The 20,165-nt window shown below is 48.6% G+C and carries 17 protein-coding genes; 14 read left to right on the top strand and 3 right to left on the bottom strand.

The window, feature by feature from the left end:
- The first annotated feature begins 26 nt into the window (after window positions 1-26).
- The 7 genes from MKX70_RS27955 to MKX70_RS27925 all read left to right on the top strand — a co-directional run bounded on the left by MKX70_RS27955 (window position 27) and on the right by MKX70_RS27925 (window position 6,971).
- Entirely contained in the window at window positions 27-1,805 is a 1,779-nt protein-coding gene (locus MKX70_RS27955) for a glycoside hydrolase family 2 protein (RefSeq protein WP_197073072.1), read from the top strand.
- Between the two features lie 238 nt (window positions 1,806-2,043).
- Complete coding sequence (locus tag MKX70_RS27950) at window positions 2,044-2,592, top strand: RNA polymerase sigma factor (RefSeq protein WP_042234899.1); 549 nt, start codon at window positions 2,044-2,046, stop codon at window positions 2,590-2,592.
- A complete protein-coding gene (locus tag MKX70_RS27945) occupies window positions 2,585-3,307 on the top strand; it encodes a DUF4367 domain-containing protein (RefSeq protein ID WP_042234901.1) in 723 nt (240 codons plus the stop codon). The genes MKX70_RS27950 and MKX70_RS27945 overlap by 8 nt, the downstream gene beginning before the upstream one ends.
- A gap of 137 nt (window positions 3,308-3,444) precedes the next feature.
- Window positions 3,445-3,873 (top strand): hypothetical protein, encoded by a 429-nt coding sequence (locus MKX70_RS27940; RefSeq protein ID WP_042234903.1) that lies wholly within the window; start codon window positions 3,445-3,447, stop codon window positions 3,871-3,873.
- Window positions 3,874-3,917: 44 nt separating this feature from the next.
- Window positions 3,918-5,630: a S8 family serine peptidase gene (locus MKX70_RS27935; RefSeq protein WP_081956463.1), complete on the top strand. Its 1,713-nt coding sequence runs from the start codon at window positions 3,918-3,920 to the stop codon at window positions 5,628-5,630.
- A gap of 161 nt (window positions 5,631-5,791) precedes the next feature.
- Window positions 5,792-6,289: a hypothetical protein gene (locus tag MKX70_RS27930; protein WP_042234907.1), complete on the top strand. Its 498-nt coding sequence runs from the start codon at window positions 5,792-5,794 to the stop codon at window positions 6,287-6,289.
- Window positions 6,290-6,308: 19 nt separating this feature from the next.
- Complete coding sequence (locus MKX70_RS27925; RefSeq protein WP_042234909.1) at window positions 6,309-6,971, top strand: hypothetical protein; 663 nt, start codon at window positions 6,309-6,311, stop codon at window positions 6,969-6,971.
- Between the two features lie 104 nt (window positions 6,972-7,075).
- Here MKX70_RS27925 and MKX70_RS27920 read toward each other — a convergent pair whose 3' ends face one another.
- A complete protein-coding gene (locus MKX70_RS27920) occupies window positions 7,076-8,353 on the bottom strand; it encodes a histidine--tRNA ligase (protein WP_445323721.1) in 1,278 nt (425 codons plus the stop codon).
- A 291-nt stretch (window positions 8,354-8,644) separates the two neighbouring features.
- Here MKX70_RS27920 and MKX70_RS27915 point away from each other — a divergent pair, with 291 nt between their 5' ends.
- The 3 genes from MKX70_RS27915 (at window position 8,645) to MKX70_RS27905 (ending at window position 12,559) form a co-directional block, all read left to right on the top strand.
- Window positions 8,645-9,298 carry an HD domain-containing protein gene (locus MKX70_RS27915; RefSeq protein WP_042234913.1) on the top strand — a complete coding sequence of 218 codons (654 nt, stop codon included), beginning with the start codon at window positions 8,645-8,647 and terminating at the stop codon, window positions 9,296-9,298.
- Window positions 9,299-9,388: 90 nt separating this feature from the next.
- Window positions 9,389-10,840: a DEAD/DEAH box helicase gene (locus tag MKX70_RS27910; protein ID WP_042234915.1), complete on the top strand. Its 1,452-nt coding sequence runs from the start codon at window positions 9,389-9,391 to the stop codon at window positions 10,838-10,840.
- 489 nt (window positions 10,841-11,329) lie between these two features.
- Window positions 11,330-12,559, top strand: coding sequence for a M20 family metallopeptidase (locus MKX70_RS27905; protein ID WP_042234916.1), 1,230 nt, complete (start codon window positions 11,330-11,332; stop codon window positions 12,557-12,559).
- A 97-nt stretch (window positions 12,560-12,656) separates the two neighbouring features.
- Here the strand turns inward: MKX70_RS27905 and MKX70_RS27900 are convergent, their stop codons facing one another.
- Window positions 12,657-13,361: a hypothetical protein gene (locus MKX70_RS27900; protein ID WP_042234917.1), complete on the bottom strand. Its 705-nt coding sequence runs from the start codon at window positions 13,359-13,361 to the stop codon at window positions 12,657-12,659.
- A gap of 150 nt (window positions 13,362-13,511) precedes the next feature.
- Window positions 13,512-15,227 (bottom strand): ABC transporter ATP-binding protein, encoded by a 1,716-nt coding sequence (locus MKX70_RS27895; protein WP_340841307.1) that lies wholly within the window; start codon window positions 15,225-15,227, stop codon window positions 13,512-13,514.
- A gap of 220 nt (window positions 15,228-15,447) precedes the next feature.
- Between MKX70_RS27895 and MKX70_RS27890 the strand changes: the two genes are divergently transcribed.
- The 4 genes from MKX70_RS27890 (at window position 15,448) to MKX70_RS27875 (ending at window position 20,160) form a co-directional block, all read left to right on the top strand.
- Complete coding sequence (locus tag MKX70_RS27890; RefSeq protein ID WP_216626667.1) at window positions 15,448-15,552, top strand: YjcZ family sporulation protein; 105 nt, start codon at window positions 15,448-15,450, stop codon at window positions 15,550-15,552.
- 238 nt (window positions 15,553-15,790) lie between these two features.
- Entirely contained in the window at window positions 15,791-17,023 is a 1,233-nt protein-coding gene (locus MKX70_RS27885) for a CynX/NimT family MFS transporter (protein WP_042234922.1), read from the top strand.
- Window positions 17,024-17,425: 402 nt separating this feature from the next.
- Window positions 17,426-18,448: an ABC transporter substrate-binding protein gene (locus tag MKX70_RS27880; RefSeq protein WP_340788394.1), complete on the top strand. Its 1,023-nt coding sequence runs from the start codon at window positions 17,426-17,428 to the stop codon at window positions 18,446-18,448.
- Window positions 18,449-18,558: 110 nt separating this feature from the next.
- Complete coding sequence (locus MKX70_RS27875) at window positions 18,559-20,160, top strand: helix-turn-helix domain-containing protein (protein ID WP_340841305.1); 1,602 nt, start codon at window positions 18,559-18,561, stop codon at window positions 20,158-20,160.
- The last annotated feature ends 5 nt before the right edge of the window (window positions 20,161-20,165 follow it).

Raw genomic sequence — 20,165 nt, 5'->3', positions numbered from 1 at the left:
CACACGGGAAACTGGCGGATGAAATAATGACGAATCAGCAACGTGCGGAATATCCGCGTCCGCAATTTGTACGCGATAATTGGGTGAATTTGAACGGGGAGTGGGAGTTTACTTTTGACGATGACAATGTAGGCAGCCGGGAGCAGTGGCATCTGGGAAATAAACCGCTGGCTCAGCGGATACAGGTTCCGTTTGCTTTTCAGAGTAGCCTGAGCGGAATCGGTGATCCCGGATTTCATGACATCGTCTGGTACCGGCGGGAGCTGGAGATTCCGGAGAGTTTTGTAGACCAAGAGATTCTGCTGCATTTCGGCGCTGTGGATTACGAAGCCTCCGTCTGGCTCAACGGGATCCTGGTGGCGAAGCATGAGGGCGGGCATACGCCGTTCCATGCCGGGATTAGCGCCGCACTGGCGCCAGCAGGCCAGCCTAATATTCTGGTGGTCAAAGCTGTGGATTACAGCAAGGACGTAACTCTGCCCCGGGGCAAGCAATATTGGAAGAGCGATTCAGCCAGCATTTTCTATACCCGCACAACGGGCATCTGGCAGACCGTGTGGATGGAGGCGGTATCCTCCGTCTATCTCGGCAAAGTTAAGCTGACGCCGGATATTGACCACAAAAGTATCGAAATCCGCTCCTTCATTAAAGGTGCGCTGACCAGTAATGGAGAGCTGAACAGTGATTCCCTGAAACTTCAGGTGGAGATCACGTTTGAAGGCCAGCCGATTTCAAGTGACGTATACTCTGTACGCAGCCCGGAAGAGTCCCGGAGCATTACCCTCAGTGATTTCAATGACCATGGGCACGGGCACTGGTGGTCGCCGGAGCAGCCGAATCTCTATGATGTCACTTTTACCCTGCTGGATGGCGGGAAGGTGCTGGATAAGGTAACCAGTTATTTCGGTATGCGCAAAATCTCGGTCGAAAGCGGCAGACTCTGCCTCAACAACCGCCCTTATTTCATGAAGCTGGTGCTGGATCAGGGGTATTTCCCGGACGGCAACCTGACACCGCCCAGTGATGAGGCGATCCGCCGCGATGTCGAGCTGACCAAGGAGCTGGGCTTCAACGGTGCGCGCAAGCACCAGAAGCTGGAGGACCCGCGTTACCTGTACTGGTGTGACCAGCTGGGCTTACTTGTCTGGGGCGAAGCGGCTAATGCCTATGAATACTCGGAAGAGTATGTCCGCCGCTTCACCCAGGAATGGCAGGAGAGCATCGAACGGGATTACAACCATCCTTCGATTGTGGTTTGGGTTCCGCTCAACGAGAGCTGGGGCGTGCCGAACATCGCTGCCGACAAACAGCAGCAGCAGCATGCCCAAGCGATGTACCACCTAACCAAGTCGCTGGACGGGACGCGGCCGGTTGTCTCCAATGACGGCTGGGAGCTGGTCACCACAGACCTGTTCAACATCCACGATTACGAGTGGCGGCGCGAGGTGCTTGAGCAGCGCTATTCCTCCGTGGAGCAGGCCGTCAGCGGCCTGCCGGGCAACCGCAAGCTGGCAGTAGAAGGCTTCCCGTATGCGGACCAGCCGATTCTCATCACAGAATTCGGCGGCGTCGCCTACAAAAAAAGCGACTGGGACGGCTGGGGCTACTCCGGCGCAGAGAACGACGAAGACTTCGCCGCGCGTCTGCGGGCGGTGATACAGCCGCTGCTGCTCTCCGGGGTGGTGCAGGGCTACTGCTACACCCAGCTTACGGATGTGGAGCAGGAGATCAACGGCCTGCTGACGTATGACCGCGTACCGAAGTTGCCGCTGGAGCTGATCCGGGCTATTAATGAGGGGAAATAGGCTTTAGTCGTAATGCGTACTGGTGAAAATTATGACAGACACGAGAAAGATGCTTTCGGATATGGAATCTCATACGGGAGGCATCTTTTTGTTTATTAGAAATTTTGTATAGCAACTAAGTCTTGATTGATTACGATATACCAAATATTAGTACATAGATCATATTAAGTGCTGTTAAAATTATGTAGAATTATTAATAATAATCTATTTTTGATAATCTTAATAAGGAGCTAATATTATGTTTCAAGTATTACCCTCTTTTAAGAGTAAAGAAAAATTGAAGTTTGAAAATTTATATACGAAATATAGATATCTATTATATAAGTGTGCTTTTGATATCCTAAAAAGGCAAAACTTAGCCGAAGATGCTACAAGTGAAGCTTTTATTAGAATATTTAAGAATCTGGATAAAATAAATGAGAATAATGAGAAGGAAACTATTGGTTTCATGGTGATCATTGTTAAGAATATATCCCTTACAATGTTATCTAATGAAAAGAGAAATAAAACGTTATTTTTTCAAGAGATTGATGAGGATATAGAAGAACATTTCAATTTGGAAGATGCAGTTATATCTAACCATCAATATAAGGAAATAGTCGAAGCAATAAGTAAATTAAAAGTTGAATTAGAAGCACCGTTTCTGCTCCGGTACGTTTATGGTTACTCCAGTAAAGAGATCGCTGAGATTCTGTGTATCTCTATAAATAATGTTGATGTAAGAATTTATCGTGCGAAAAAAGCCCTTGCTGATATTTTAGGGAAACGGGGTTTAAAAAATGGATAACGTAAAGTTAAAAAAGGAACTTTTTGATCTTATAATAGAACATGCGGCAACAGAATATTTATACGACGAAGCAGATGCGCTAAAAATAAAAACTGAAAAAAGTTGTGATGTCAAATTCTCTGATGGTTTTGAACGGAAAATAGATGTTTACATTCAATTAGAAAAGATTCGGCATGTGAGAAAAAGATGGGCAAAGCATCTGAAAGTTATTGCTGTTGCGGTAGTGATTTTTTCCTTGATTACCATATTGTCTATAAATAATGTAGAAGCATTTAAAATAGATTTTTATAATATTTTTTACTCAGAGAAACCTAATTTTGTTGAAGTGAAAGCTATTAAGGAGGATTCTGATCTAATAATTGAAAAACTGCCAGACGGGTGGGATCATATCTATCTTCCGGACTATATTCCCTTGAATTACAGGTTTGAAAGTAGTTCCAATAATTCAAGTACCTTTAAAATAATATTTCAAGATAAAACAGATAAAAAGCTGGTTTTTAAGCAGAAAAACTATGTAAGGGATAAAACAGTGGCAGATAATGAAACCTCGAATTTTACAAGTATAACTATTGGCCATACGAAAGGTTACGCAGTTGAAAAAAATGGCGAGATTTTTATGTCATGGCAAAATCATAATTATTCGTTTGAGTTAGTTGGTTCAATAGATATAAAAGAATTAAGAAAAATGGCTGAAAGCCTTAAAATTCATAACTAAACATTTATTTCTATAATAAAAAACAGAAGAAGCAACAGCTTCTTCTGTTTTTTATGTTTTTTAGGAAAATGTGTAAGATATAGTGTTTGTTTGTAGTTTTATATATGAGAAGAAAAGAGAGGAGAGGTAGAATTTGTATGAAAAATAGATTTATGGCACTCTTTGCACTGCTTATGTTATTTCTGGTTCCTCAGCACATGTATGCAGGTGAAGTCAATGCGACTGTGAGTAATTTGGATCAGGATTACCAGATTCAAAGATTTAAGATCATTACCAACGTATCATTGAGGCTGTTTATCAGCAGTAGTGGTATCGCCGAGATGGATGTAGATTTAACTGCGTTTCAAGCTGACAAGACCTCTATAGTCTGTAACTTGCAGCAGTACAAAGATGGGGGATGGACCACACTAAAGACATTTAGTAATTCCATCAATAGCAACGATCTTAATTTGTTTCAAACATGGGCTGTGGCTAAAGGCAACAACTATAGAATTGAAGTTCATGCAACAGCCTATCTAAACGGTACTTCTGAGAGTACAGTACAGTACTATTACGCCGATTATTAACTAAAAGCAATGAAAGATATTGAAAATAGGCAGAGGTGAAATAAATGAGGAAAGCATTGTATTTAACTTTTGTTGCTTTATGGACTCTATGCTTACTTTTTGTATCGCAACCTGTAAGTTCTTACTCTGCAGGGAGTCAATCTTTGTATCAAAAGGTGGATATCTCGAATCCGATTACACTGGAATCTTCTATGTTGTACACAGGAGGCCCCTTGAACTCTGGCGAGGACCTCTGGTTTTCTTTTATTCCCAAACAGACTGGCAGTTATGAAATATCAGTGCGAGGGGAAGGTGGATTGTCTGGAACATTGTTTGACGCACACAGTTCTAAAATCATTATGCAAAATGAAACCGTTGAAGGCTCAGATATTTTGAAGCTAGCTAATACATGTTTAGCAGAAAAAAACTATTTTATAAAAGTATCATCAATACATCCAGGCGCATTTATCAATCAGTTGGAAATAGCTATTGAAGAATTACCTGCTCCTAACGATGAGTTCTTTAATGAGCAGTGGTCATTATTTAACCCGCTGAACGGAATAGATATTAACATCATTCCAGTATGGAAAAATTATAAAGGTTCAAATATTACTATTGGTGTGGCAGACACAGGGGTTGATTATCAGCATCCGGACTTAATTAACCGGTTGGATATGTCCCTTGCTTATAACTTTACCCATGATATGAAGGATGTCTTTCCAGAAAATGAGAAATCCTCTGCTTCTTCGGCCAGAGCGGGTCATGGTACTCATGTATCAGGTATTATATCTGCTCAGAGTAACAACAATCAGGGAATAGCAGGTATTACTTCGCAAGGTTCAGTAGTACCGCTTAAAGTGCTTGGGAGCAGACTGACAGATACCAGTGTGTATAACGGATCCATTGCTGCTTTTGTCAAAGCGGTAGAATATGCAAAAGCAAATGACATCCGAATCATCAATTGCAGCTTTGGCGGAGCAAATCCGGCTGTAACTGAGCAGGAGGCAATGTACCAGGCTAATGATATTTTATTTGTTATCGCAGCAGGGAATTCAGGGAGTAACCTGGCAGATTATCCGGAGTATCCAGCCTCATATTATCATGACAATTCACTGGTTGTTGCTGCACAAAATATGGAAGGGAACTTAGCCGCTTTCTCTAATTATGGCGGACCAACCGACATAGCTGCACCGGGTGAATCTATTATCAGCACTTTTCCTAATTCGTTATATCTTTATAATAGCGGAACTTCAATGGCAGCTCCTGTTGTATCTGCGGTATCCGGTTTAGTTTGGGGGAATGCACCTTACTTGACAGCACTTGAAGTTAAGGAAATTGTGACAGATGTGAACAATGTAACTTTAGTAGATTCACTTTCAAATAAGGTACACAGTGGCGGTATGGTCAATGCTTTCAAGGCTATGATGTCTGCAGAACCCAGAACGGAGTCTCGCAGATTTGAGAATAAAAAGCGTGATATTTTTGGGGAAAATCTTAAATCATCTATCGACTCATACCTGCAAAAGGCAGATGAAGCTCTGAAAACAAACCAAATTATTGTCAAATTTGCTGCAGGAGTTAACGCGGAAGAGTACATAAACACGCTTGAAAAGGAAGAATTACTCACGGGAGTTCATTTCATTGATTACCTAAGTTCTGTTGATGCTTATGTACTTCAACTTTCAAACATGGAAGAAGCAGATAAAGCCATTACTGCTCTAAATAATTCCAACAATATTCTGTATGCAGAACCAAATTATTTAAGAGAATCAAATTAATTGGAAGGTTATTCACTGAATTACTTTCTTTATTGAAGGAATTTAGTGTTCATATACAACCCGGAAAGGAGATGATGCAACATGCGGGAGCCGCCTTTTTCTTATTTTGACGTACTAAATGTAAGGCTCGTGAATAATTCTATAATAAGAAGGAGTTAATTATGAAAAAGTTGATCGCAGTTCTTTCTTTGTTTGTATCCTTGTCTTTGACAACCAGCGCGTTTGCATCTGAAGTAGCACCAGTAAATGTTGTGGATAATAATTCGTACGGCATTACAGTGGAAGCACAGTTTGACGCTGTGAACAGTGAAATTTCGATTGAGCTTCCCGATGAACGTACTCCGCAATCTTTAAGTGATGTTACGAATTCTGATGATGCCTATGTCAAAGTGACGTTGAAAGCAAATTATTACTTTGATGCCTATACAAACCGCTTTACCTGGAGCACTATTGATAAGGTATTGGTAAATGCTAAATCTGGATATAGTTATAACAACCCTATTTACTCAGCCTCTTTTTTAGATGGTAATCGGACTTATGGAATTAGGCTGAGTGGGACTTTGGTTAATACTAAGGACGGCACCAGCAAGGATTATCCTATGTATGTGGAGTTTTACTTAAACCCGCAGACCGGTGCAATTTCGACAATATTATATTAAGAAAACGAGGAGGATTATAGTGAAAAAGTTTGTGAAAAGTATCACCCTTGTCGCCAGTTTTTGTCTTCTACTCAGCAGTGCCAATATAGTTAGTGCTTCAGCAACGGAAGCGAAAAGTGCCCAAACCAGCATTCAGAGCACGGCTACAGTTAACTTTTTTCAGAATATACTAAATAATGGAACACTGTCGGCTGATAAACAGTTAATCACATATGACGAAGCTGTATATGTGTATTCCGATATTGTAAGACATGCCAATGCTGAATCAGAGGTCCCCGAAGATGACAGGAGCCCAAGTGCAGGTTATTATATTTCTAATGATATTTCTTATGAATACACAGATATCAGTAATCCAGTTGACACACTGGATGCGACACCTGGTCAATCATTTTCTTTTTCGGCAGGTAACTCATTTGCAGCAACTGCCACCGCAACTGCTACATTAAAAGCATCTGAGGTCTTACAGATCGGGGTTTCAAACGGATACACTCAAACCTATACATTAACAAAAACGATATCAGACAAGAATAATACAAATCAAACCAAACGATATGGTCTATGCAAAATATATCGTGTTCATACATTTGATATTTATTATAAAAACATTTTTGGCAGCAATAGCTTTATTACGGCAGCAGTGTTTTATGAACCAGTCTCAATGGTTGTACGGGCGTTGAACTAGAATTCCGGTAGCTGTTCAAAAAAAGTAAACGTACAGATATAGAGATTGTACAAGAGCATCTCGTATGCTTAGTGTACAATCTCTATTGGTGTTATGCTGGGAAACTAACTGGCAATCCGCGCAACCGCCTCCCCCACCGTAACCAATCTCTCGCTCCCCAGCGTCATATCCTTGAGCCGCAGCTTGCCCTCAGCCGCCTCGCTCTCACCAACCATAATCACATACCGTATACCTTTAGAACTCGCTGTGGCCAACGTTTTTTTGAGCTTGCGCGATCCGGTGTCTACATTGGTGCGGATGCCGGCAGCCCGTAGCGCAGCGGCGGCAACCAGAGCCTCCGGCAGATATCCGCCGATCGGTATGATGAGGACCCCTGAACGGTCCACCGTATCTGCCGGGCGTTCGCCCAGCAATGCCATGATCGACTCCATCCCAAACGAGATACCCACCGTAGGGTACTCTATATCGTCGCGTCCGACAAGCTTCCCGATAATTGCATCATATCTGCCCCCGCCGCCCAGGCTTGAGGTATAGCTGCCGGATGCGTCGAAGATTTCATAGACGGTCCCGGTATAGAACGAGAGGCCGCGCGAGAGAAAAGGATCGAAGACGCACACTGTGCTTAGGCCAATCGCATCAATCAACTGCTGCAGCGCGAGCACTTCAAGCGCACCGGGCTGCCCGTCCAGCGTATATCTTTCCACCAGCTGCCCGAACCCCGGATTGTTAAGCGTAAGCAGCTCGGCAATCCACTGAACCGTGTCAGCAGTCAGCTGCTTGTCCGTCAGCTCTGCCAGCACCCCGCCGCTGCCGATTTTGGCCAGCTTGTCGAGCGTCAGCATCACGGACAGCTGCTCCTCCGGCGGAACGCCGACCGCACCCAGAATCTCGCCCAGGAACCGGCGGTTGTTCCACTTCAGCACCACTGGAATCTCCAGTCTGCGGAAGACCTCCGCTGCCAGCTGCATCAGCTCCGCTTCGGCCTGCGGGCCGGCAATGCCGACCACATCGGCGTCACATTGCAGGAATTCGCGCAGCCGCCCTTTTTTGACCGGCCCATCCCGGAACACCTTACCGATCTCATAACGCCGATATGGGAATTCTATCCCCGGATTCATGGCAATCACCTTGGCAAAAGGGATCGTCAGATCGTACCGCAGCCCCAGCCTGCGTCCGCCCTGATCAGCCAGCTGATACATTTCGCGGAGAATCTCATCGCCCCCGGCGTATTTGGAGGTGAGCAGCTCCAGCTCGTTCAGCAGCGTGGTATCCATCGACTCGAAGCCGTACAGCTCGAACAGCTCCTGGAGCGTCATCCGGACATTCTGGCGTATGGCTTGTTCGCGGCCGAAATAATCATAAGTCCCTTTAATATTTTGCATCATTAGAAGCTCCCTTGTTCTATAGTTACGGTAAAATAAAAAACGCGCCGGACCCCGTGGTCCCGCGCGCTTCGATATGCCGCAGGGAGGTCAAACGCGAAATGCGTTAGCCCTCCCTGAATGAATTCAGGTGTGTGCTAACGCTGCTTGTGATGATGAAGTTGATTCGGTATGATGGACAGGCAGTTCATATGAATCCAATCCCTTCAGCTTTTAATTACTGCACATTATAGCGGATCAGGGACAGCTGTGCAACACTTATATCCCTATTTTCACAAAGGAGCAATCATAATGAATCATACAGAGCTTATCACGGAAGCAGAGAACTTCGCCAAAGAGCAACTGGGCCAGGATACCACCGGCCATGACTGGTTTCACACGAACCGCGTGCGCAATACAGCGGCGCTGATCGCAGGGATGGAAGGGGCCAACGTAGTGATCTGCACAATCGCCGCGCTGCTGCATGATGTAGCCGACGAGAAGCTGAATCCCTCCAAAGAAGCGGGTCTGCTCAAAGTGCATAACTGGTTAACCGGACATCTGCCAGATGAAGCGGCATGTAAGCATATTATGGAGATCATCGGGACGATGTCGTTCAGCGGCGGCGGTGGCGCACCCATGTCCACGCTTGAAGGACAAGTGGTGCAGGATGCGGACCGTCTGGATGCGCTGGGGGCGATCGGGATTACGCGTACAATGGTCTTTTCAGGAGCCAAAGGCCGTCCGGTCTATGATCCGGAAATTCCGCCAAGGGACGAATCGCTAAAAGAGGAATACCGCAACTATTCCAAGGGAACGGCGGTCAATCATTTTTATGAGAAGCTGCTGAAGCTGAAGGACCTCATGAACACCTCTTACGGCAAACAGCTGGCGGAGGAGCGGCATCAGTTTATGCTGATTTTTTTGGAGCAATTTCATAAGGAATGGAATCAAGGGGCGGAGTAGGTGTTATAATGAAATAATGCGCAAGATGGATGGAACGCGGGAGACCCCGCTTGAACCGGAACAATCGGCATAGAAGAGGTTGGATACAATATGAGTGAAGTACAAGTACAGTTTAGTGATTATGGTCTAAATGAAGAGATTATCCGCGCGCTGGAGGTTCTGAAATACGTAGACCCTACTGAGGTGCAGCGGAAGGTTATTCCGGTAGCGCTGAAGGCGCAGGATCTGATCGTAAAGTCGCAGACGGGCAGCGGCAAAACCGCAGCCTTCGCCATTCCGCTCTGTGAGCTGGTGGATTGGAATGAGAACAAACCCCAGGCACTGGTGCTGACACCAACCCGGGAACTGGCCCAGCAGGTGAGAGAAGACATTACGAACATCGGGCGCTTCAAGCGGATCAAGGCGGTAGCACTGTTCGGCAAGCAGCCGTTTGCCCCGCAGAAGATTGAGCTTACCCAGAAGACGCATGTGGTCGTTGGCACGCCGGGCCGTGTGTTCGATCATATTGACCGTGGAACGCTGAATCTCAGCCGGATTAAATATCTGGTGATTGATGAAGCGGACGAAATGCTCAGCATGGGCTTCATTGAGCAGATTGAGAAGATTATCAAGCAGCTGCCTAAGGAACGTGTAACGATGCTGTTCTCGGCGACGTTGCCGGAAGTAATTAAGAATCTGTGCCGTAAGTACATGACGGAGCCGGTGGATATCGAGATCGAAGCCAGCGGAATTACGACGGCGTCGATCGAGCATGCGCTGATTGAAGTGAGACAAGCTGCCAAGTTTGGACTGCTGAGCGACCTGCTGACGGTGGAGAGTCCGGATAGCTGTATTATTTTTTGCCGCACCCAGGAGCAGGTGAATGCCCTCTTCCGCGGAATGGCGGATCTGGAATATCCGGTGGACAAAATCCACGGCGGCATGGAGCAGGACGAGCGTTTTGAGGTCATGAATGCTTTTAAGCGGGGCCAGTTCCGTTATCTGATCGCCACCGACGTTGCAGCCAGAGGGATTGATATCGAGAACATCACCCATGTCATTAACTACGATATCCCGCTGGAAAAAGAGAGCTACGTCCACCGCACCGGCCGGACCGCCCGCGCAGGCAAAAGCGGTAAAGCAATCACCTTTGTTACGCCGAACGAGCACAAATGGGTCAAGGAAATCGAAGGTTACATCGGCTTCACCCTGCCGGAGATGAAAGCTCCTTCGGATGATGCCGTGGCCTACGCCAAACCGGCCTTCGATCTGAAGCTGGGCAAGCAGCAGGTCCGCAAAGCCGGCAAAACCGAGGTCATGAACCAGGACATCATGAAGCTCTACTTCAACGGCGGCAAGAAAAAGAAGCTCCGCGCGGTCGATTTCGTTGGCACCATCGCCAAGCTTGAGGGCATCACAGCGGCGGACATCGGGATCATCACGATCCAGGACAACGTGACCTACGTCGATATTCTGAACGGCAAGGGATCGCTTGTGCTGCAGGCGATGAAGGAGACAACCGTGAAGGGCAAGCTGCTGAAGTGCCATATCGCCAATAAATAAGCCGTTTCCAAGAGCTGTCACACCCGTTACTATGCGGGGTGGCGGCTTTTTTGCGATGTATGAGAGCCTGCGAACAATGTATGTGAAAAACCGAACACAATGTGCCACGAATGGAGTAAACGGGCCGGATGTATGCGGAAAACCGAATACACCACGAATGGAGTAAACGGGCCAAATGTATGCGAAAAACCGAATACAATGTGTCACCGCTAGCGGGGGAAGCCGATAGTCCGGAAAATGTTAGATGGGAAGGAGCTGATACGTTTAACGGCGTCAAGGTTTTGTCCTGAGGGATACGTATGCTCCGGGACAAAGTGACTTTTGCGGCTGCGAAAAGGTTCAGAATCACGTAGATTTCAACGTAAGTTATATGCACGATCCTGGATAGGCGCGCTGTAAACTTGGCCGAAACTAGGGTGAACTAGGATGAACTGGACTGAATTGAACTAAACTGAACTGAAACTACCTAACCAAGGAGGATGGTGGACTATGAAAAGTGTGAGAAGCCGCGAGTATGCCGTGCCATTTCTGCAGCGCCTGATTGAGGTGGATACCTGTAATCCACCCGGCAATGAGCACAAGCTGTCTGTGCTGCTGCAGGAGGTGTTGCGGGAGCTGGGCATATCCAGCAGCATTACGATTGTGGAGCAGGGGCGGAGCAACCTGGAGGCGGTGATTGCCGGCTCCGGCAGCCGGAAGCTGATGTTCTGCGGCCATCTCGACACGGTCAGTCCCTGGAGCGCAGCAGCAGGCAGCTATCCCCCGCATGGCGCTGTGATTGAGGGGGGCCGGATGTACGGCCGGGGCACCTCCGATATGAAAAGCGGCCTAGCCGCCATGCTGCTCGCCGCAGCTTCCCTGCAGCAGGACGGCATCCGGCTGGCCGGTGATCTGCTCTTCCTGGCGACAGCCGGGGAAGAGGTGGACAGCTGCGGCGCACGGCTGTATGCCGAGCAGCACAGGCACGACCTGCCGGAGCTGGACGGCCTCGTCATCGGCGAGCCAACCGGCAGCCGGGTGGCGGTCGGCCACAAAGGCGCTCTCTGGCTGCGCATTTCCCTCTTCGGGCGCAGCGCCCACGGCTCCATGCCTCAGCTCGGCCTGAATGCGGTGGAGGGCATGATGGAGATCATCCCGCTGCTGCACCGCCATGCGCTGGAGTGGCAGGCCACTGATCCGGTTCTTGGTTCAAGCAGCTTGTCTGTAAACAAGATTACCGGTGGTGTACAGACCAATGTGGTCCCGGATTCCTGCACCATCGATGTGGATATCCGCACCGTTCCGCCGTTGGAGCATGGTCCGCTGCTGCGGGAGATCGAGGACAAGCTGCAGGAGATTCAGCGGCTTCATCCGGACTACCGTTATCAGGTGGAGCAGCTGCTGGACCGGAGTGTGGTCTATACTGATCCCGGCCAGCGTTTGATTACTACGGCTTTGGAAATTGCTGCGCAGCAGAGGAGGCAGGGCCAAGCGGGAGACCCTGGTGAAGAAGCAGAAGGTTATGCGGCAAGAGACGTAACTCCAATTCAAGGCGTACCCTATTACACGGACGGCTCCGTGCTGCATAATAACGGCAGGCTCCCGGTTCTGATCTACGGACCGGGCGACCACCGCCTCGCCCATCAGCCAGATGAATGGGTGAATATAGACGCCTACCTGGATTCAATAGACTTTTATAGAGAGTTGGCGATCCGTTTTCTGGGCAGGACTGATGATTAGAACACTTAACGCTGATGAGGCAGATGCCACTTTTAAACGAACAAACTGGGGCATAGGTAACCTTGCAGTTTGGTTGATTGTACTTTATAGGCCGTTTCTAAGGTTGTAATAAACTTCGGATTTCGTCGCCGACAATTCTGGTATCCCAAGGCGAAAAGAACACATTCACACCATCATCAACAAGAGAAAAGGAGAAGGCAAACGGTCGCCCGGTATATAAGACTACCTGATAATATTCCGGATCACCGTTCTTATTCTGAGGGCTGTGATTTTGGGTGTTTTTTCCGCTTTCCAGCAGGTGAATGAAGCGTTTGGTTTCATCCTCGGTTAGAGTTTTGTAAGGCTTCACATCATCCTGATGATATAGTTCAACCCGCTCTATATTGTGTTTAATGACGTCGTTATATCGCTGCTGGAGGTTATTCGAGTAATCATCCTCCACATATAAGCGGTATCCGCCGATGCGTGTTTCATCTTTAGCGGCAATAACTTCGTCTGTCTTAAAGCCTTCAATGCGGTATAGTTTTGTTCCTTTTTCCAAAAAGGCTGCATCGCCATCCTTCGTCTGGTAATGAGGATTAGTAACGACATCTGCGACTTTAAAGTCCACTTCACCAATGGTCTCCGTGGTGACTTGAGCCGGGTTCTTAATCACATTTTCCCAAGATCCGGTGTAGGAATGTCCATTTAACTTTAGGAAATCCACCCAATCAATGGCAGAGCCTCCCTTAATCCGAGTATTGCCCGAGCAGCCGCACAGAACTATAACAGCCGTTAGCACGATGAGTATTTTTAGTTTCATCCTAAGACTCCCGCCTTTCTTCAGTTGCGCTTCTTATACTAATGGACGAAACTGTTCACGGGAGGTTGCGGGAATGAGGCCCGTGAACGCAAAAAAACCTTGCGAAGTGCAGCCCGCAGGCGCATCTCGCAAGGTTATTAATGTGTACTCCTAAGCATTATACTGCGCCTGATACAGGCGGCTGTAAGTGCCTCCGGCGCCCACCAGATCCTCATGGCGGCCTTCCTCGGAGATGCCGTCCTCGCTGACCACGATAATCCGGTCGGCATTCTTGATCGTTGTCAGGCGGTGGGCGATGACAAGCGTTGTGCGCCCCACGGACAGGTCAGCCAGCGACTGCTGAATCGCCGCTTCGGTCTCGGTATCGAGGGCCGAGGTGGCTTCATCCAGAATCAGAATCGGCGGATTCTTGAGGAACATGCGGGCGATCGCCAGGCGCTGCTTCTGTCCGCCGGACAGCTTGACGCCGCGTTCCCCGATAACGGTATCCATTCCGTTCGGCAGGCTGTTGATCAGCTCTTCCAGGTGAGCCTGACGTGCGGCCTGCCAGATCTCCGGCAGCTCTGCATCCAGCTTACCGTAAGCGATATTCTCACGGATCGTGCCGGAGAAGAGGAATACATCCTGCTGCACGATCCCGATCTGCTTCCGCAGCGAGCTGAGCTTCATGTCGCGGATATCGATCCCGTCGATGGAGATGGCTCCGCCGGTCACATCATAGAAGCGGGGAAGCAGGCTGCAGATTGTTGTTTTGCCGGCACCGGAAGGTCCGACGAAGGCGATGGTCTCACCTGCATTAACCTTCAGGCTGACATTTGTCAGCACTGTACGGTCCGCTTCATAGCCGAAGCTAACATTGCTGAAGCTGATATCCCCGCGGAGTGAGCCTACTTCTACAGCATCCGGCTTGTCCGCGATATCGGGCTCGGTATCAATCACTTCAAGATAACGCTTGAACCCGGCAATCCCCTTCGGATAGCTCTCGATGACGGAGTTGATTTTCTCGATCGGGCGGAAGAAGACGTTAGCCAGCAGGATGAAAGCAACAAATTCCCCGATCTCAAGCTCTCCCTGGATGAAGAACCAGGCACCGCAGACCATCACGACAATGGTAATCAGACGGGTCATCATATAGCTGACCGACGAGCTTTTGGCCATCAGCTTATAAGCCATCAGCTTGGTCTCGCGGAACTTCTGGTTGTCTGCAGCGAACAGTTCTTTCTCATATTCTTCATTGGCAAAAGACTGAACCACGCGAATTCCGCCCACATTGTCCTCAATCCGGGCATTAAAGTTACCTACATTGCCGAACAGACGATGGTAAGTTTCCGTCATATTGCGGCCGAAATGGATAATAACCCAGGCCATAACCGGTACGATGATGAAGGTGATCACAGCCAGCTGCAGATTGATATCCGCCATCAGAATAAATGCACCGATCAGTGTCATGACAGCGATGAACACATCCTCCGGCCCGTGATGGGCCACTTCGCCGATATCGTTCAGGTCATTGGTAATTCTGCCGAGCAGATGACCTGTTTTGTTATTATCGAAGAAGCGGAAGGACAGCTTCTGGATATGATCGAACATTTTTTTGCGCATATTGGTCTCAATGTTAATGCCCAGCATATGCCCCCAATAAGTGACAACATAGTTCATTGCCGTATTCAGCGCGTAAATTCCTAGCAAGACGACACAGGCAATCAGAATGAGCGGCCAGTCCTGACCCGGCAGCAGATCATCAATGAATGTATTGACCGCTACGGGAAAAGCAAGCTCCAGCAGACCGGCACCTACCGCACAGGTGAAGTCGAGGATAAACAGCTTCTTATAAGGACGGTAATAGGAGAAAAAACGACGCAGCATCTCTTGTTCACTCTTTTCTGTAGTGTGTTATGTATCTGGTTATTGAGATTGATTCTCAAGTGAACCTTATTCTTAGGATACTAAAGAGGGTTACATCATTTGTCAACGGTAAGATGTTTAAAATTACATGTAATTCATCTGATTTATTGCCGGTTCACCCAGTCGCGAAAGGCTTTTTCCACATATTTTAACTGTATTCAAGTATAAAGGAGGAGTTAACATGAGCGAAAATGTTGGGGGATACGGCGGAGTTTTCACTTCCACTGGCGCGATTCTGGTTCTGTTCATCCTGCTCGTAATCATTACTAAATCATTCTGGATATAATTTAGCTTCACCTAAGTGTACTGCCGCCGGTCGTGAGACCGGCGGTTATTCCTGCTGCGGACGATGTTTAGACGTATTGTCAACCCTCGGAACTAACTTAAATTTGTGCAGCCTCCAGCGTAAAGAGATATAATGGCGACAAGTGCCATGGATCTGAAAGTCTACTACATAGAGCAGCTTTATTCCCTGACAAGCCCCCGGCTTGACGGGTGTTTTGCTGCGGCCTTGGAGGAACAACATGAAATTCAGCCGTCAAAAAAGCAACATAGCGGGGCCAGGTTTGCCCGTGCATGATTCAAATACCGCCAGCCGGTGGATGCTCATCACCGGCATAATTTGTGTCGCAGCTGCGCTGCGTGCCCCGTTCACTTCAGTCGGACCTCTGCTGGAGACGATCCGAGATGACCTGGGATTGTCTAATACCCTGGCTGGAGCGATCACGACCTTGCCGTTACTGGCCTTTGCGCTATTATCTCCGTTCGCTCCACGGCTTGCCCGTAAAGTTGGACTTGCCAATATCCTGATGCTGGCTATGCTTACGCTGTCTATGGGAATACTCGTCCGTTCAGCTTCCGGAACTGTCACCTTGTTTGCGGGTACGGCAATGATTGGCCTGTCCATAGCCGTCTGCAATGTGCTGCTGCCTGGATTGATCAAGGGGAAATTCCCGCACCGCATCGGCCTGATGACCGGAATCTACACGGTCTCGATGAATATATGTGCAGCTGCTGCTTCAGGAATCAGTGTTCCTTTGGCCTCACATGCGGGGCTTGGATGGAGGGGAACCCTGGCTTTGTGGTTTATCATCTCTGCGCTGGCTACCCTGCTCTGGATTCCGCAGATGAAGAGCCTTAGCCCAAGCGGCACAGGCGACGTGCGGTCTTCGGCTATGCGAGTATGGCGCTCCCCGCTCGCCTGGCAGGTTACATTGTTCATGGGGCTGCAGTCGTTGCTCTACTATGTCCTGATCGCCTGGTTTGCGGTTATTCTCGGGGAGCGGGGAATGTCCTCCAGCCATGCGGGATGGATTCTCTCACTAATGCAGCTGGCACAGCTGCCGTTTACATTCTTTGTACCGCTCTGGGCCGGGCGGATGAAGAACCAGCGTCTGCTGGTAGTTATTACTTCTATCCTGTTTATCATTGGCATCCTTGGAATCTGGCTGGGCAGCACGGAGCTGATGGCGGTATGGGCGGTATGCATTGGAATCGGCGGGGGATTTGCCTTTGGACTGGCGATGATGTTCTTCAGCCTGCGCACCCGGACTACGCAGGAAGCCAGTGAGCTGTCGGGCATGGCCCAGTCTGCCGGTTATCTGCTGGCCGCGATGGGGCCCGCACTGTTCGGTCTGCTGCATGATGCTACGAACAGCTGGAACACACCGCTGGCACTGCTGGCGGCGGCAAGCGTGCTCTTGTTCGCGGCAGGGATGGGGGCCGGACGTGACAGATACGTTGGCGACAGGGGATAGCGGATTATAGTGAACACGGATATATTTATTATTTTCATGGATTACCTCACACATTCCATTTACAATCAGATGGTATATTAAGGATATCCTCAGCTTGTATGTGCAATATATGTTTATGAACTATGGACTCCGCCACTAGATGGCGGGGTCAATTTTTTTATAACTACAAGAATTTATATGTTCCACAGGATCACTTATCCTTCTATTTCTCACTGAAACGATACCGTCCATACAAAAGGGCGGCAATGTCGTTCCCGCTTACAGCTAAATTCAATACGCTTAGTTTGTATAAGATTTTGGCAGAGAAAGTGCATTGAAAGCTGATCAGGACATGCTACGATTGTCATTAAGATTACATGAGAATGATAATCAATGAAAACAGACATAGGAGTGAAGAGAGAAATGACAAACCGGGGCCGGAAGTTTATCTGGACAATCGTACTTATGCTGGCAATGTCCGCTTTGGCGGCTTGCGGGACTGCTAACAAGGCTGCGGACGGCAACGCTGTCCAAGCAGCGAATGCAGCGGAAGAGGCAGCAGAAGCTAGTGCTACTCCTACAGAGAGCAGCAATAATGTCTCAGAAGAAGGCGCAACCCGTACGATTACCGGAGAATTCGGAGATGTAGAAATTCCCGTAAATCCTAAGCGGGTGGCGGGGATCTATGTAGAAGATTATCTGAAGGCACTAGGCGTTACTCCAGTGGTGCAGTGGTATCATCCAAGCTGGGGCAAGCAGGATTATCTGAATCTGGATGTGCCTGAATTCGATATCAGCGGCAGTATGGAAGCGTTGCTCGACAAAAATCCCGATCTGATCATTACCGATGGCGGTGCAGATGCTGCTAAGTATGAACAATATTCCATGGTGGCACCAACCTACCGTCTGCCGGAGAGCGTGCTCCAGGATTCAAGGCTAATGCTCACAGCGATTGCCGACGCGCTGGGTATTCCGGAGAAGGGCGAGGCTGTGCTTGCGGAGTATGACCAGAAGGTAGCCGATGGTAAAGCCAAGCTGCAGCAGGCTCTGGGACAGGAAAAGGTAGCTGTAATCCGGCTTAATGTCGCGGACAAAACCTTTGCTCTTTTTGGAGTCAAAAACCGCTTTACCGGTGTGCTCTATGATCAATTCGGTCTGACTCCTGTCCCGATGGCTGCTGAGATGACGGAATATCAGTCCATTATTTCCGAAGAAGTGATACCAGCGCTTGAAGCGGATCACATCATTGTATTCCCTGACAACGGAGACTGGGATACTGCGGCTAATCAGGAGGCGATTCAGATTCTCGATGGCCCTCTATGGAAGAACCTGCCTGCGGTGAAGAACGGGAACATCTACAGAATGGAACGTTCCCACTGGCAGTCCGGTGCAATCACGGCAAATACGATGAAGCTTGAGGATCTGCTTAAGGTAATGGTGAAATAACCTGATTTTGATGAAGCAAGTGAAAAGAAGGTCTATCAGCACAGTTGATAGATCTTCTTTTTTGTTTTACACTGAATTGGTGATAATGATTCTCAATAAGGAGGGGTGGAATGGCGGACCTAGTTCAGGAAAATACCGGAAGAAGGCTATTCTATGGCCTGATTAACATAGAAACCGTTGCCCAGTCCCCGTCTGAAAATGAGCCGATAGATGTGTACAAGGAACATACATTAATTATAGTTTCGGAAGGGCAGGGCTGGCTCAAAGCGGATGATAGGCAATATCCCTTGGAGAAAGGTGCCGGATTTCTGATAGAGGCCGGATCTCTAAAAAGAATCCGGGCCGGAGAGCGGGGACTGAGCTTTTACCGGATTGGCTTTGAGGTTATTCATACCGGAGACAGCAAACCTAACGGAGTGGAAAGGGAGTCTGGAGATGGCATGCTCCGGCCGGGATTTATTAACTGCAGACCTTATTCGCAGTGTGTACTGCTGCTGGATTCCATTTATCATAGCCGCAGGAGTGGGGAGGATATTGAATGGTTTGCGGCTCAGACCCGTTTTCAGGAACTGCTGCTGCTGATTATGCGGGCGAATTCTCCGGCGATGAAGACCAGGGATGATCATGAGGCGGTGGAGCGTTCGATCCGCTATATGGAGGACCATTTCAATGAATCCTTATCTGTCGACCAGCTGGCTGAGTTTGCAGGGATTGGCCGTGCGCGTTATACCCAGCTTTTTAGAGAGATTACCGGTCAGATTCCCTTGGAGCACTTGAATGGACTGCGTATTGAACGGGCACAGCAGCAACTGCTGCTGACCAGGGACCGCCTGCATGATGTTGCACTGGCTGTCGGCTACAGCAATGAGTATTATTTCAACCGCCGCTTCAAAGGAACAGTTGGTGTAACTCCCGGCCAATACAGGAGCCTTCATCAGGAGGGAGTCCGCGTATTTGCCCCTTTTCTGGAGGATTATCTGCTGGCATTGGGGATTACTCCGGTGGTGCAATATTGTCATGCCCAGTGGGGGAAGCAGGAGTATCTGGGTCTTGATCAGGTTCCTTCCTTCGATATTTCGAGCGGAGACTGGCAAGGACTCTCCCGGTATATGCCCGAGCTGATTATGCTGGATGACGGCTTTCAGCGCTGGCAGCTGGGGGAATGCCGCCAGGTGGCCCCGCTGCTCCGGCTTCCGTTCCATCAGGAGGACTGGCGGGCAACACTCCGCTCCGCAGCCGCTGTTTTCGGCAGAACGGAACGGGTGCAGGAGGTCATCGGCCATTATGAGCAGCAGGCCCGGCAGGCCAAGCGGATGCTCAGCCGCAGCATCCGGGGACAGACGGTAGCATTACTGCGGATTTCCGCTTATGGAGTTGCTCTGTATGGCTGTGATGAGCTGGGATATTCAGCAAGCGTTCTGCATGAGGATCTGGGGCTCCAGCGGCATGGATTCGTCAGCAGGCTTACCAGGGGACAAAAGCGTGTAAACCTGAGCCGTGAAGAATTGTCTGAGCTGACCGCAGATCATCTGTTTATAACGTTTGACAAGCAGGAAGGTGAAAGCCGGGAGCTGCTCGATACACAGCTATGGAGAAGCCTGCCCGCTGTGCGTAACCGCTGTGTGTACGAGGTTGATTTCATGGCCTGGATGAATTATGGTGTGCTGTCGCATCAGCGGAAGATTGAGGATGTGCTTAAGGTATTGGCATAAGCCAC

It is taken from the genome of Paenibacillus sp. FSL R7-0312 (assembly GCF_038004445.1).
Classification (GTDB): domain Bacteria; phylum Bacillota; class Bacilli; order Paenibacillales; family Paenibacillaceae; genus Paenibacillus_AQ.
The sequence above is the reverse complement of the archived record's forward strand: the minus strand, read 5'-3'. Positions and strand labels throughout refer to the sequence as shown.

Excerpts from the sequence above, each read along its gene's own strand:
- MKX70_RS27890 (WP_216626667.1), top strand. The coding sequence starts at position 15,448 with ATGAGCGAAAATGTTGGGGGATACGGCGGAGTTTTCACTTCCACTGGC.
- MKX70_RS27885 (WP_042234922.1), top strand. The coding sequence starts at position 15,791 with ATGAAATTCAGCCGTCAAAAAAGCAACATAGCGGGGCCAGGTTTGCCC.
- MKX70_RS27940 (WP_042234903.1), top strand. The coding sequence starts at position 3,445 with ATGAAAAATAGATTTATGGCACTCTTTGCACTGCTTATGTTATTTCTG.
- MKX70_RS27920 (WP_445323721.1), bottom strand. The coding sequence starts at position 8,353 with ATGCAAAATATTAAAGGGACTTATGATTATTTCGGCCGCGAACAAGCC.
- MKX70_RS27935 (WP_081956463.1), top strand. The coding sequence starts at position 3,918 with ATGAGGAAAGCATTGTATTTAACTTTTGTTGCTTTATGGACTCTATGC.
- MKX70_RS27880 (WP_340788394.1), top strand. The coding sequence starts at position 17,426 with ATGACAAACCGGGGCCGGAAGTTTATCTGGACAATCGTACTTATGCTG.
- MKX70_RS27945 (WP_042234901.1), top strand. The coding sequence starts at position 2,585 with ATGGATAACGTAAAGTTAAAAAAGGAACTTTTTGATCTTATAATAGAA.
- MKX70_RS27910 (WP_042234915.1), top strand. The coding sequence starts at position 9,389 with ATGAGTGAAGTACAAGTACAGTTTAGTGATTATGGTCTAAATGAAGAG.
- MKX70_RS27900 (WP_042234917.1), bottom strand. The coding sequence starts at position 13,361 with ATGAAACTAAAAATACTCATCGTGCTAACGGCTGTTATAGTTCTGTGC.
- MKX70_RS27905 (WP_042234916.1), top strand. The coding sequence starts at position 11,330 with ATGAAAAGTGTGAGAAGCCGCGAGTATGCCGTGCCATTTCTGCAGCGC.
- MKX70_RS27875 (WP_340841305.1), top strand. The coding sequence starts at position 18,559 with ATGGCGGACCTAGTTCAGGAAAATACCGGAAGAAGGCTATTCTATGGC.
- MKX70_RS27950 (WP_042234899.1), top strand. The coding sequence starts at position 2,044 with ATGTTTCAAGTATTACCCTCTTTTAAGAGTAAAGAAAAATTGAAGTTT.
- MKX70_RS27955 (WP_197073072.1), top strand. The coding sequence starts at position 27 with ATGACGAATCAGCAACGTGCGGAATATCCGCGTCCGCAATTTGTACGC.
- MKX70_RS27895 (WP_340841307.1), bottom strand. The coding sequence starts at position 15,227 with ATGCTGCGTCGTTTTTTCTCCTATTACCGTCCTTATAAGAAGCTGTTT.
- MKX70_RS27915 (WP_042234913.1), top strand. The coding sequence starts at position 8,645 with ATGAATCATACAGAGCTTATCACGGAAGCAGAGAACTTCGCCAAAGAG.
- MKX70_RS27930 (WP_042234907.1), top strand. The coding sequence starts at position 5,792 with ATGAAAAAGTTGATCGCAGTTCTTTCTTTGTTTGTATCCTTGTCTTTG.